At 74.9% G+C, this 12,087-nt stretch carries 10 protein-coding genes and 1 pseudogene; 4 read left to right on the top strand and 7 right to left on the bottom strand.

What is annotated here, in order from left to right; translation table 11 throughout:
* Window positions 1-1,209 (top strand): response regulator transcription factor (locus LE181_RS27385; RefSeq protein WP_505016590.1); only part of this gene is annotated, 1,209 nt, incomplete at its 5' end.
* Window positions 1,210-1,454: 245 nt separating this feature from the next.
* Here LE181_RS27385 and LE181_RS27380 read toward each other — a convergent pair.
* Window positions 1,455-2,042 (bottom strand): TetR/AcrR family transcriptional regulator, encoded by a 588-nt coding sequence (locus tag LE181_RS27380; protein WP_225664182.1) that lies wholly within the window; start codon window positions 2,040-2,042, stop codon window positions 1,455-1,457.
* A gap of 99 nt (window positions 2,043-2,141) precedes the next feature.
* Between LE181_RS27380 and LE181_RS27375 the strand changes: the two genes are divergently transcribed.
* On the top strand, window positions 2,142-3,413 hold the full coding sequence (locus LE181_RS27375; protein ID WP_225664181.1) for an MFS transporter: 1,272 nt from the start codon (window positions 2,142-2,144) through the stop codon (window positions 3,411-3,413).
* Between the two features lie 187 nt (window positions 3,414-3,600).
* On the top strand, window positions 3,601-4,056 hold the full coding sequence (locus LE181_RS27370; RefSeq protein WP_225664180.1) for a carboxymuconolactone decarboxylase family protein: 456 nt from the start codon (window positions 3,601-3,603) through the stop codon (window positions 4,054-4,056).
* Window positions 4,057-4,247: 191 nt separating this feature from the next.
* On the opposite strand, the gene LE181_RS27365 is transcribed toward LE181_RS27370, so the two are convergent.
* Window positions 4,248-4,979: an SDR family oxidoreductase gene (locus LE181_RS27365; RefSeq protein ID WP_225664179.1), complete on the bottom strand. Its 732-nt coding sequence runs from the start codon at window positions 4,977-4,979 to the stop codon at window positions 4,248-4,250.
* A gap of 100 nt (window positions 4,980-5,079) precedes the next feature.
* Entirely contained in the window at window positions 5,080-6,912 is a 1,833-nt protein-coding gene (locus LE181_RS27360) for an asparagine synthase-related protein (protein WP_225664178.1), read from the bottom strand.
* 309 nt (window positions 6,913-7,221) lie between these two features.
* Here LE181_RS27360 and LE181_RS27355 point away from each other — a divergent pair, with 309 nt between their 5' ends.
* Complete coding sequence (locus LE181_RS27355; protein WP_225664177.1) at window positions 7,222-8,874, top strand: long-chain fatty acid--CoA ligase; 1,653 nt, start codon at window positions 7,222-7,224, stop codon at window positions 8,872-8,874.
* 38 nt (window positions 8,875-8,912) lie between these two features.
* Here LE181_RS27355 and LE181_RS27350 read toward each other — a convergent pair whose 3' ends face one another.
* The 4 genes and pseudogenes from LE181_RS27350 to LE181_RS27335 form a co-directional block, all read right to left on the bottom strand.
* Window positions 8,913-9,455 (bottom strand): SigE family RNA polymerase sigma factor, encoded by a 543-nt coding sequence (locus LE181_RS27350; RefSeq protein ID WP_225664176.1) that lies wholly within the window; start codon window positions 9,453-9,455, stop codon window positions 8,913-8,915.
* Between the two features lie 193 nt (window positions 9,456-9,648).
* The gene (locus LE181_RS27345; protein WP_225664175.1) at window positions 9,649-10,473 is read right to left on the bottom strand and encodes a DUF1906 domain-containing protein; all 825 of its coding nucleotides are present in this window, start codon (window positions 10,471-10,473) and stop codon (window positions 9,649-9,651) included.
* Window positions 10,474-10,527: 54 nt separating this feature from the next.
* Window positions 10,528-11,694 carry a lipid-transfer protein gene (locus LE181_RS27340; protein WP_225664174.1) on the bottom strand — a complete coding sequence of 389 codons (1,167 nt, stop codon included), beginning with the start codon at window positions 11,692-11,694 and terminating at the stop codon, window positions 10,528-10,530.
* Window positions 11,691-12,050: pseudogene (locus LE181_RS27335) on the bottom strand (MaoC/PaaZ C-terminal domain-containing protein); the annotation flags it as partial. The gene LE181_RS27340 and the pseudogene LE181_RS27335, both read right to left, overlap by 4 nt.
* Window positions 12,051-12,087: the final 37 nt, after the last annotated feature.

Here is a 12,087-nt window from a genome sequence, read left to right as displayed (position 1 = left end):
GGCGAGGCCGCCGCCCCCGCCCCGACCGGCCGGCGCCGTGCGCGGCGCGCGCTCGCGGAGGAGCCGGGAGCCGCACCGAAGCAGGCCGGTGCCGAGGCCCCGGGCGCGCGGCCCATCAGCGTGCGGATGCTGGGGCAGGGCCCCGGTACGGGCGAGACCCCGGCTCACGGAACCGCTTCCGCCGGCTCCGGCCGCCGCCGCAAACTGGCGAACCCGGCCGAGGGCGAGCGCGAGGCCCAGGCCCAGGCACAGGTGCAGGCACAGGCTCAGGCCCGCCCGGACGCCCCCGCCACTCCCCCCGCCCCCGCGGGCCCGGCCGCGCCCGGCAACGGCGCCGCCCGCCCGCATGCCCTCGGGGCCCCCGAGGGCCGTGCCTTCGCCATAGGGGCACCGGACGAGGGCGCCGAGGGCCCCGAGCCGCTCGACGGGCCGAACGGCGCGGTCGAGGTCGTGGAGGCCGTCCGCCCGCCGATGGACGACGAGTTGCCGCCGGAGCCGCTGGACAACCCGCGTCGGCTGCTCGTGTGGCCGGCCCCCGACGAGTCCACGGAGAAGGCGCTGACGGAGCGCGGCTACCGTCCGGTGATCGTGCACTCCCGCGAAGAGGTGAACGCGCAGATCGCCGCGTACCCGGCGGCTCTGTTCGTCGACCCGCTGACCGGCCCGATCACCCGGACCGCGCTGCAGTCGCTGCGCGAGGCGGCGGTCGCGGCCGAGGTGCCGGTGCTGGTGACGGCGGGTCTGGGACACGCGACGCGGGAAGCGGCGTACGGCGCCGACCCGGCCGTCCTGCTCAAGGCCCTCGCGCCGCGAGACAGCGAGATGCACCCGCCGCGGGTGCTGCTGATCGAGGAGCACGAGCCGATCGCGAACGCGCTGACCGCGACGCTGGAGCGCCGCGGGATGCACGTGGTGTGCGGGGCGACGGACGCGGAGGCGGTGACGCTCGCCGCGCAGACGCGCCCGAACCTGGTCGTCATGGACCTGATGCAGGTGCGGCGCCGCCGCGCCGGCATCGTCGACTGGCTGCGCGGCAACGGTGCGCTGAACCGCACGCCGTTGGTCGTCTACACCTCCGCCGACATCGACCCGTCGCAGCTGCCGCGCCTGGCGTCCGGCGAGACGGTCCTCTTCCTCGCGGAGCGCTCGACGAGCGCCGAGGTGCAGGGCCGCATCGTGGACCTGCTGGCGAAGATCGGTACGAACTGACGCCCCCTGCGGGGGCACGTCGCGAGGCGTAGGGCCCGTCACCGGCAAGGAGAGCGAGCGTGGCTCGCTGCTCCGCGGTTCGGCACCGGGCCCTGAGCGGCGGCCGGGTGAGACCGCACGACGGAGGACCGTCTCGCAGCGGGAGCACGTGAGCGGCCCCGGCAACGCGGCGGGCGCCCGCCCGGGGCTTGTCCTCGCGGCAGCCGGGGCGCCATCGGCCCGCAAGGGCCCGCGGGCGGAGCCCCCTACGCCTCGCGGCCGGTCAGGAGGCGGGCGGCCGTGCGCACGGACGCGCGCAGCCGGGCCGCGTCCTCGTCCGTGTCGCCGATGAGGATGCGCCGCATCTGCGGCTGCACCGTGGCCCACGACGCCAGGGCGATCATCATGAAGAGCAGGTCCGGCGCCGGGATGCGGGCGTCGACGACGCCCTCGGCCTGCGCCGTGGCGAACACCGCGACCTTGCGTTCGTAGTGGCGCCTGCGCTCCTCCTCGTGCGGGATGCCGTTGGCGCCGTACTCCAGGCCCTCCCAGAAGACCAGCCTGATCAGCTCGGGGTGGGCGGCGTGGTAGTCCATGAGGCGGTCGATCCAGCCGTCGGGATCCTCGGCGTCGACGGGGATGGCGGCGGCCAGCTCCATGAGGCGCTGCTCCAGGACCTGGGAGAAGAGCTCGGCCTTGTTGCCGAAGTAGGCGTAGATCAGCTGCTTGTTCGCCCTGGCCTCGCGGGCGATGCGGTCGATGCGGGCGCCGGCGATGCCGTGAGCGGCGAACTCGGCGGTGGCCGCCTCGAAGATGCGGGCCTTGGTGGCCTCGGGATCCCTGACTCCTGCCATGCGGAACAGAGTAACCAACTATTTGGTTGACATGGCCGGCCACGCACTGCCACTTTTAACCAACCAGTTGGTTGCAACACAGGGGGAGCACCCGCACCGATGACCGCCACCCGTCAGGAACAGCCCGCCGCGACCGCCGGCACGTCGGCCGGAGCGCCCGCCGGCACACCCACCGGCCCCTCTTCGGGCCATCCGGCCCGTGCCGAGCGCCGCAACGGCCCGCTGCTCGCCGTCATCGCCCTGTGCACGGCGGTCACCGCCGCGAACATCTACCTCGCCGCCCCGCTCCTCGGCCTGATCGCCCGTGACTTCGGGGCCTCCCCCTCGTCCGCCGGCTGGATCGCGTCCATCGCCCAGCTCGGCTACGCCGTCGGCCTGTTGTTCTTCGCACCGCTGGGGGACACCGCCGACCGCCGCCGGCTCGTGGCCGTCCTCTCCGCCGTGGCCGGAGCGGCCCTGGTCGCCGCCGCGTTCGCCCCCGGACTGCCCGCCCTGGCCGCGGCCGTGCTGGTGGCCTGCGCCGCGACGGTCGTACCGCAGCTGCTCGTGCCGCTCGTCGCCGAACGCGCCCCGGCCGACCGGCGCGGGCGGCACGTGGCAGCCGTGGTGGCCGGGCTGTTCACCGGCATCGTCGCGGCCCGGGTGCTGGGCGGCCTCGCGGGCCAGGCGTTCGGCTGGCGCGCGGTCTTCCTCGGGGCGGCGGCGCTGACGGTGGCCGTCGGCCTGCTGACCGCGGCCCTCCTGCCCGCGGAGACCCGCCCGCGCACGGCCGCCCGTCCGCTCAAGGCGATAGCCGGGCTGCCGGGTCTCATGGCCGCCTCGGCCGACCTGCGGGCCGCCTGCCTGCGCCAGGGCGGCCTGTTCGGCGCCTGGAGCTCCCTGTGGACGACCCTCACGCTGCTCCTGACGACGTCCGGCCCGTACCACCTCTCGCCCGGCACGGCGGGTCTCTTCGGTCTCTTCGGCCTCGTCTCCACCGTGGTCGCCCCGGTCTCCGGCACCCTCATCGACCGCTTCGGCCCGCACCGCGTGATCACCACCGCCTACGCCCTGACGGCGCTGTCCCTGCCGCTGTTCTGGCTGGGCGGCCACGCCCTGTGGGCGCTGTGCGCCGGCGCCGTCCTCATCCACGCGGGGCTGATGGCCGGTCAGGTCGCCAACCAGACACGGGCCCTGGCCGCCACCGCCAGGCCCGCCGCGGCCAACACCGCCTACGTCGTGACCGCCTTCATCGGCGGTGCCTCCGCCTCGGCGCTGGCCGGCCCGGCCTTCAGTCACTGGGGCTGGAGCGGCGTCTGCGGCATCGCGGCGGCGTCGGTGACCCTGGGCTGGGTGGGCAGCGCCCTGGCCTCCCGCACCCGGCAGGCATGAGGAACGGGCACGGCCGGGGGCCGGACACACCGACCGGTGCCGGGCGTCCGGGCCCGGCACCGCGGACGCGGAAAAAATAGTTTTCCGCTCGCCTGTCACATCCTCGCGTCGCGATCCGTCAGGTGAGTGACGGACACGAACGAGGGCGGCGCGAGGAGCGCGGCCCGGCCCCCAGGAGGACATGCCCATGAACGCCCGGATGAAGAACCCCGCCGAGGTCCTGCCCGACGCGACGAAGGGCATCCAGAACATCTACAAGGCCGTGCACCAGGGCGGCGTGCCGCAGGCGGTCCTGGAGCTGGTCCACCTGCGCGCCAGCCAGATCAACGGCTGCAGCGCGTGCGTGTTCGGCGGCGTGGCCAGCGCCAAGAAGGCCGGGGAGACCGACGAGCGGCTGCACGCGGTCGCGGCCTGGCGCGAGGCGCCCTTCTTCACCGACGCCGAGCGCGCCGCGCTCGCGCTGGCCGAGGCCGCCACGCGGATCGCCGACGGGTCCGGGGTGCCGGACGACGTCTGGGACGAGGCCGCCGACCACTTCGACGAGCAGCAGCTCTCCGCCATCATCCTGATGGTCGCGCTGACGAACTTCTTCAACCGCCTCAACGTCACCGTCCAGGAGCCCGCGGGCAAGACCTGGAGCTGATGGAGCGCTACCGAGGAGAAGCACCGGCCGGCCACGCCGGCGCCTCTCGCTGCAGGGCGTGTGCCTAGGGCATGTCCGCAAAGTCCCGCCTGGCCCGCGACGCTCCCCCAGCTACCGCTGGGAGGTGCCCCCGGCACCAGACGCCGCGGGCCACGCCCTTCGGGCGTACGGCGCTACTTTGCGGACACGCCCTAGGCCGCGTGGCCGCCGTCCACGGCGATCTCGGCGCCGGTGACGTAGCGCGCCTCGTCGCTCGCGAGGTGGGCGACCATCGACGCCACCTCGTCGGGCGTGCCGAACCGGCCGAGGGCGGTCATCGCGCTCTGGCCCTCCGCGTACGGGCCGTCCGCCGGGTTCATGTCGGTGTCGACCGGGCCCGGGTGGACGATGTTCGCGGTGATGCCGCGGCCGCCCAGCTCCCGCGCCAGCGCCTTCGTCAGCCCCGTCAGCGCCGCCTTGCTCATCGCGTAGAGGGTGCCGCCCGGACCGGGCACGCGCTGCGTCATGCAGCTGCCGATGGTGATGATCCGCCCGCCCTGCGTCATCAGCCCGGCGGCGGCCTGCGCGGCCAGGAAGCCGCCGCGCACGTTGACGGCCAGCACCCGGTCGACGTCGGCCGGTGCGAGCTGCTCGACGGGGCCGAGCACGCCGACTCCGGCGTTGTTGACCAGCACGTCCAGCCGTCCGAAGGTCTCCGCCGTCCGCCGCACCGCCTCGGCGGGAGCCAAGGCGTCGCCGGCGTCGGCCCGTATCGCCAGGCCGCGCCGGCCCCGGGCCTCGATCCCGCGGACCACCGCCGCTGCCGCCTCCTCGTCGGCGACGTAGGTGATCGCCACGTCCGCGCCCGCCGCGGCCAGCCGCAGTGCGACCGCCGCGCCCATGCCGCGGCTGCCACCGGTCACCAGAGCCGTCCTGCCGTTCATGTGGTGCCCTCCCTGAACCCCTGAACTGGTTACGCATTCAATGAAATCGGGAGGGGCGGGCCGGCGCTGGCGGGAATCGGACCTGACGTCTGACCCGCCGTCAGGGGGTGGGGCGCAGCGTGCGCAGCCACGCCTCGCAGGCCAGGGTGGGTTCGAGGGTGAGCAGGGACTCGACGGTGGGGTGCGGGGCGCGCAGGGCCGCGCGGACCGCGGCGTCGTCGACGAGGCCGAGGCGGGAGAGCTCGGATCCGTCGAAGAGGGCGAGCAGGGCACGGCGATGCCGGCGGAAGCCGTGCAGGGCGTCCTCGTCGTCCGGGCCCCGCCGCGTGGTGCGGTCGCCGGGCCCGTCCGGGAGGAGGTCGCGCACGGCCGCGGCCAGCAGGGGTTTGCGGCGGTGCGGCGAGGCGCGCTCGTGGGCGTGGACGGCGAGGACGGCTTCGACCACCCGGTCGTCGAGGCAGGGCGCGGCGAGCCGGATGCCGTGGGCGGCCGCCAGGCGCGTCGCGTAGCCGACGGCGGCTCCGGCCCGGCGGATGCGCTCCAGGGTGCGGTGGGTGCCGCGGTCCGGTGCGAGGGGTTCGTACGAGGCGTCGATGAGGACCTCGCGCGAGGTGTACACCGCGTCGGCGGTGACCCAGCCGGGCATGCGGAGTTCGGCGGTCCAGCCCAGCTGGGGCCGGTCGGGACGCGGCGGCGCGGCGGTGAGGCGGTCGGCGCCGTGGGTGAGCCAGGCCGGGAAGTCCTTGGAGTCGGCGACGGCCCGCCACGTCGCGAGCAGCGGCCAGCGCGCCGTGGCGCGGCGCTCCCCGAGGTGCCGGACGGCGATGCGGGGGTGGGTGCGGGCGAGGGTGTGGAGGTAGGCGGCGGGCGGGGTGAACAGCTCGTCGCCGCCGTGGCCGCCGAAGTGCAGTCGTGAGCCGCGGGCCGCCATCCGGCGGGCGGCCTCCTCGAAGCGGGCGGCCGCCCGGACCCAGTGGGCGGGCTCGGCGGGCAGGACGCCCGTCCCCCGGTCGAGGCCCGCATACAGCGCCGGGGAGCGGTCGTGGCGCAGCAGCACGTGCTCGGTGCCCGGCCCCGGCGGCTGCCCGGCGGCGTCGTCGGCGCCGCGCTGCTGCATGCGTACGGTGATCAGGCGGCGGTCGGGGGCGGCCGCCAGGCGGGCCACCGCCGCGGAGTCCGTCCCGCCCGAGTCGTCGGCGCTGACCACGCCGCCGGCGACGCGGCCCCGGGCGCGCACCGCCTGGGCCAGGGCCTCGCGCAGCAGGGGCGCGCCCTGGTCGAGGGACAGCAGCGGTTCGGGAGGCTCCCACCAGCGGGCGGTGCGCGCCGTGCCGTCGGGGTCGACGATCAGGCAGCTGCCGGGCGGGACGGCGTCCACACCGCGCCACAGGGTCCTCTCCCGCAGCGGATGCGGGACGCCGGGTCTCATCAGGCGCAGGGCCAGCAGCCGTTCGTCGACGTGCGCGGTCGTCGTGCGGGCCAGTGCGTCGGGGCGGTCGGCGGCGACCGTCACTCCGGCCACCCGGGCGCGGTACACCGACCGCACCCCGGCGACGCCCCCCTGGACCCGCACCCGGCCGCCCGCGGACGCGAGGAGGTGGGCGCTGCCCGGCAGGCGGCGGGCGAGCTCGTCGAGGCCCGTCACGTCCCCGAGCCTGCCCGCGGCGGCCGCTAGCTCGGCCCGGGCGAGGGGGCAGTCGCCGATCACCGCGATGCGGGTCCGCCCCGCCGTGGCCACCGCCACCGCGCCGTCGGGCCACCGCCCCACGAGCCACGGACGGCCGGAGGCGTGGCCGATGACCCGTGGCCCGGGGGCGCGCAGGGCGGCCAGCGCCGCGCGACCGGCGTCGCCGTCCGGGAGGACGAGGAAGGCGACGTCGGCGGGCGGCGCACCGACGGACGTCCCCCCGGCCGTATCGGTGCGCAACTCCATGCGGCGTTCCTTCCGTTCCGGTCGGCGCCACGAGGGCGCCACACGGTGTTAACGGTAAGTAGTCACGTGAATGCGGTACAACGTTCGCGGGCGGCGCCCCGAGTCTTGTCGTGCACCACGTTCACTCACGCGCGCCCCCGGCGCACGCGTTGCGCCAACATTCGTCGCCGTTGTTCCGCGCCGTTGTTCCCCGCCGTTCCGGAATGTGGCGGACTCATTTCCTCCGGGTAGTGACTTACCGCCGGATACGCCAGCAGAATCACCGGGAACTACCCTCGCGTCACGACGCGCAGAATGGGGAGGCCCCCGGTGCAGAGCACGATGCAGGACGTACCGCTGACCGTCGCACGGATACTGGCCCACGGGGCGCGGATCCACGGCAGTGCCCTGGTCACGACCTGGACAGGCGACGGCGCGCCGCAGCGGCGCAGCTTCGCCGAGGTCGGCGGCCGGGCCACGCAGCTCGCGCACGCGCTCCGTGCCCTCGGGGTCGCCGAGGGCGAGCCCGTCGCCACGCTCATGTGGAACAACGCCGAGCACGTGGAGGCGTACCTCGCGGTCCCCTCCATGGGCGCCGTCCTGCACACCCTCAACCTCCGCCTCCCTCCCGAGCAGCTCGTCTGGATCGTCCGGCACGCCGCCGACCGCGTCGTCCTCGTCAACGGCTCGCTGCTGCCGCTGCTCGCCCCGCTGCTGCCGCACCTGGACTGCGTCGAGCACGTCGTCGTCTCCGGCCCCGGGGACCGCTCGGTGCTGGCCGGCGTCCGCCCGCAGGTGCACGAGTACGAGGACCTCGTCGCGGGCCACCCCGCCGACCACTACCCGTGGCCGGAGCTGGACGAGCGCCAGGCGGCCGCCCTCTGCTACACCTCGGGCACCACCGGGGACCCCAAGGGCGTGGTCTACAGCCACCGTTCGATCTACCTCCACGCGATGGAGGTCAACGCCGCCGCCTCCTTCGGGCTGACGCCCGCCGAGGTCTGCCTGCCCGTCGTGCCGATGTTCCACGTCAACGCCTGGGGCCTGCCGCACGCCGCGTTCATGGCGGGCACGTCGCTGCTCATGCCGGACCGCTTCCTGCAGCCCGCCCCGCTCGCCGACATGATCGAGTCCGAGCGCCCGACCGTGTCGGCCGGAGTGCCGACGATCTGGCAGGGCCTGCTCGCCGAACTCGACGCGCGCCCGCGCGACATGAGCTCCCTGCGCACCGTGATCAGCGGCGGTTCGGCCTGTCCGCCGTCGCTGATGAAGGCGTTCGAGGAGCGGCACGGGCTGACGCTCGTCCAGGCGTGGGGCATGACCGAGACCTCGCCGCTGGGCTCCGTCGCCTACCCGCCGACCGGGCTGAGCGGCGAGGAGGCGTGGCCGTACCGCATCACCCAGGGCCGGATGCCGGCGTCGGTGGAGGCCCGGCTGCTGGGCCCGGGCGGGGACGTCCTGCCGTGGGACGGCCGGTCGGCCGGTGAGCTGGAGGTGCGCGGGCCCTGGATCGCGGCCGCCTACCACGGTGGCGCGCACGGCGAGCCGCACCGCCCCGAGGACAAGTTCAGCGCGGACGGCTGGCTGCGCACGGGCGACGTCGGAACGATCTGCCCGCAGGGCTTCCTGACCCTGACCGACCGGGCGAAGGACGTCATCAAGTCGGGCGGCGAGTGGATCTCCTCGGTGGAGCTGGAGAACCACCTCATGGCCCACCCCGAGGTCGCCGAGGCCGCAGTGGTGGCCGTACCGGACGAGAAGTGGGGCGAGCGGCCGCTGGCCGTGGTGGTGCTCAAGGACGCCTCGGCCGTCGGCTACGAGGGCCTGCGGGCCTTCCTCGGCGAGCGCGTCGCCCGCTGGCAGCTGCCCGAGCGCTGGGCGCTGGTCCCGACGGTGCCGAAGACGTCGGTGGGCAAGTTCGACAAGAAGGCGCTGCGCCGGCAGTACGCGGACGGCGAGCTCGTCGTCACGACGCTGGGCTGAGCCGGCCGGGCGGCCGCCGCCGGAGCGCGGTGCCCGCCTCAGGCGGCCGCGGCGAGCTCCGGGTCCTCCCGGAGCTTGCCCAGGGCGCGGGAGACCGCGCTCTTGACCGTGCCGACGGACACCCCGAGCAGCTCGGCGGTCTGCACCTCGGTCATGTCCTCGTAATACCTGAGGACGACCATGGCCCGCTGCCGGTCGGGCAGCCGGTGCACCGCGCGCCACATCGCGTCGCGCAGCGCCTGCTGCTCGGCCGGGTCCCCGGCGGGCGTCTCCTCGCGCTCGGGAAGTTCCTCGCAGGGGAACTCGTCGACCTTGCGCTTGCGCCACTGCGAGGTGCGGGTGTTGACCAGCGCCCGGCGCACGTAGCCGTCGAGGGCCCGGTGGTCCTCGATGCGGTCCCAGGCCAGGTACGTCTTGGTGAGCGCCGTCTGCAGCAGATCCTCGGCATCGCACGGGTTCGAGGTCAGCGAGCGGGCGGTGCGCTGCAGCGCCGCGCCCCGGGCCCGTACGTACGAAGAGAACGACGGGTACACGGCGGCGGTGGATGCGCTGGTGCACACAGGCGTCGTAAGAGCTGTCATGCCTCAACGCTAGGAGCGGAGGCCCTCCCCGCGGATCGGCCGCAGGTGCCGAAGCACCGTCCGCCTCAGGTCGTACCCCGGGGGACGGCCCCACCTCCTGTAGGGGGAGACCCCCGTCGACCGGGCGGGAACGCACGGAACGGGCGGAACGGGCCGCGCCACCGGCCACGGACCGGCTACGGACGGCGGGCCGTCACGGGATGACCGCCACCGGGGCGTCGACGAGGTTGCGGTCGATGGTCAGCTTCCGGCCGCCGTGCGTCTCGCTCACGTTCCCCGCGTACTGGTGGATGCGGCGGTGCGGCGTCCACGCGTCCGAGGAGAGCACCTGCTCCTTCTCGGTGGAGGCGGGCACCCGCCAGCGGGCGAACCACAGGATCTCCGGCAGGTGGGGCACGCCCGCCCTGCGGGAGAGCTCCATGTGCCGCACGCCCGACGCGGCGCTGGAGTAGAAGCCGGGCAGGTAGCCGTAGCGGGTGACGGTGCGGCTCCACGCCTGGATGAACGTGAGGGTGGTGTCGGCGCAGTCGTAGTCGGCGTAGTCGTACGCCTCCATGTCGAGGTAGAGCGGGCTGCCCGCCGCGATGCCGAGCGTCCCGGCGCTGTGCGCGGCGTCACGGCCCTCGTCGCTGCCCTGCCCGTAGGGGTCGTCGCCGATGGGGAAGCCGTCCTTGGAGGCGGCGCGGACGCAGGGCGACTGGGAGCCGACGAACACCGGCAGGATCCGCCAGCCCAGGTCGCGGGCGCCGGTGAGCCACCGCTTGCTGAGGTACTTCTGGTGCGGGCAGGCCCGCGCCCGCCCGCCGTAGTAGACGCCGACGGCCCCGTAGCCGGAAGCGGATCCCCACGCGCTGAGCGTGGTCAGCGGCGGGGCCTGGCAGGTGTCGAAGCCGCGGCCCCGGTAGATGAGGGGCCCCGCGACCGGGGCAGCCGTGACGGGCACGGGCTGGGTGACCACCTGGGCCAGCGCCGCCATCAGGGCGACGAGATATCCGATGATCTTTCTCCGTCGGTGCATACGGCCGAGTCAAGGGGCCGGAAGACCGGCGCTATGCGGTGACACGCCCTGGTTTCATCCGTCTGCGCCGAGAATCAGCCCCGAGGTGGGAACACCCGTCCCGGCGGTGACGAGCACGTGCCGGACGCCCGCCACCTGGTTCGACGAGCTGCCGCGCAGCAGCCGCACCGCCTCCGCGACGCCGTTCATCCCGTGCAGGTACGCCTCGCCCAGCTGCCCGCCGTGGGTGTTCAGCGGCAGCGCGCCGGAGGCGACGAACGCGCCCGCCCCGCCGGGGGCGCAGAAGCCGAACTCCTCCAACTGCATCAGCACGTACGGCGTGAAGTGGTCGTAGAGGATCGCCGCGTCGACGTCCGCCGGGCGCAGGCCGCTGGTCTCCCACAACTGCCGGGCGACCACGCCCGCCTCGGGCAGCCGGGCCGGCTCGCCGCGGTAGAAACCGGTCATCTGCTCCTGCCCGCGGCCCGCGCCCTGCGCGGCGGCGACGACCACGGCGGGCGGGTGCGGCAGCGCACGCGCGCGGTCGAGGGAGGTGACGACGAGCGCCTGCCCGCCGTCGGTCTCCTGGCAGCAGTCGAGGAGCCGCAGCGGTTCGGCGATCGGGCGGGAGGCCGCGTGGTCGGCGAGGGTGATGGGTCTGCCGTGGAAGTACGCGGCCGGGTTGCGCGCCGCGTGGCGGCGGGCGGTCACGGCGACGTGGCCGAACACCTCGGGCGTCAGGCCGTGGACGTGGAGGTAGCGGCGGGCCGCCATCGCCACCCAGGAGGCCGGCGTGAGCAGGCCGAAGGGCAGCGCCCAGCCGAGCGCCACGCCCTCCGCGGAGGGCTCGCGCCGCGACACCCCCGCGCCGAAGCGGCGGCCGGAGCGCTCGTTGAAGGCGCGGTAGCAGACGACGACCTCCGCGAGCCCGGAGGCGACGGCGAGGGCGGCCTGCAGAACGGTGGCGCAGGCGGCGCCGCCGCCATAGTGGACGCGGGAGAAGAAGGACAGCTCCCCGATGCCGGCCGCCTGCGCGACGGTGATCTCGGGGCTGGTGTCCATGGTGAACGTGACCATGCCGTCGACGTCACCGGGCCCGAGTCCGGCGTCGGCCAGGGCGGCCCTTACGGCCTCGGCGGCCAGGGCCAGTTCGCTGCGGCCGGAGTCCTTGCCGAAGTCGGTGGCGCCGATCCCGGCGACGGCGGCCCGGCCGCCGAGGGCACCGGGGCGCCGGGCGTTCACGGCCGCTCCCCGGCGAGGGACAGCGTGGCGGTGCCCGTGACGTGCCGGCCGAGGCTGTTGGTGCCGGTGATACCGACCTCGGCGATGCGTTCGTCCGCACATATGGAGTTAATGGTTCCGGTCATAACGAGGGTGTCACCCGGGTAGTTGGGCACCCCGAGCCGGATGGCGAGCCTGCGCAGGACGGCCCCCGGCCCGAAGTGATCGGTGAGGTAGCGGCCGACGAGGCCGTTGGTGGTGAGGATGTTCATGAAGATGTCCGGGACGCCCTTGGCCCGTGCGGCCTCCGGGTCGTGGTGTACGTCCTGGTAGTCGCGCGAGGCGAGGGCGCCCGCGACGATGAGCGTGCGGGTGACGGGAACGGTGAGCGGGGGCAGCTCGTCGGCGGGGGGC

The sequence above is a fragment of the Streptomyces sichuanensis genome (assembly GCF_020328095.1).
Lineage (GTDB): Bacteria > Actinomycetota > Actinomycetes > Streptomycetales > Streptomycetaceae > Streptomyces > Streptomyces cinnamoneus.
The sequence above is the reverse complement of the archived record's forward strand: the minus strand, read 5'-3'. Positions and strand labels throughout refer to the sequence as shown.

What these genes read in the sequence shown, in the direction of transcription:
- LE181_RS27380 (WP_225664182.1), bottom strand. Translation starts at nt 2,042, where the DNA reads ATGGCAGGAGTCAGGGATCCCGAGGCCACCAAGGCCCGCATCTTCGAG.
- LE181_RS27375 (WP_225664181.1), top strand. Translation starts at nt 2,142, where the DNA reads ATGACCGCCACCCGTCAGGAACAGCCCGCCGCGACCGCCGGCACGTCG.
- LE181_RS27370 (WP_225664180.1), top strand. Translation starts at nt 3,601, where the DNA reads ATGAACGCCCGGATGAAGAACCCCGCCGAGGTCCTGCCCGACGCGACG.
- LE181_RS27365 (WP_225664179.1), bottom strand. Translation starts at nt 4,979, where the DNA reads ATGAACGGCAGGACGGCTCTGGTGACCGGTGGCAGCCGCGGCATGGGC.
- LE181_RS27360 (WP_225664178.1), bottom strand. Translation starts at nt 6,912, where the DNA reads ATGGAGTTGCGCACCGATACGGCCGGGGGGACGTCCGTCGGTGCGCCG.
- LE181_RS27350 (WP_225664176.1), bottom strand. Translation starts at nt 9,455, where the DNA reads ATGACAGCTCTTACGACGCCTGTGTGCACCAGCGCATCCACCGCCGCC.
- LE181_RS27345 (WP_225664175.1), bottom strand. Translation starts at nt 10,473, where the DNA reads ATGCACCGACGGAGAAAGATCATCGGATATCTCGTCGCCCTGATGGCG.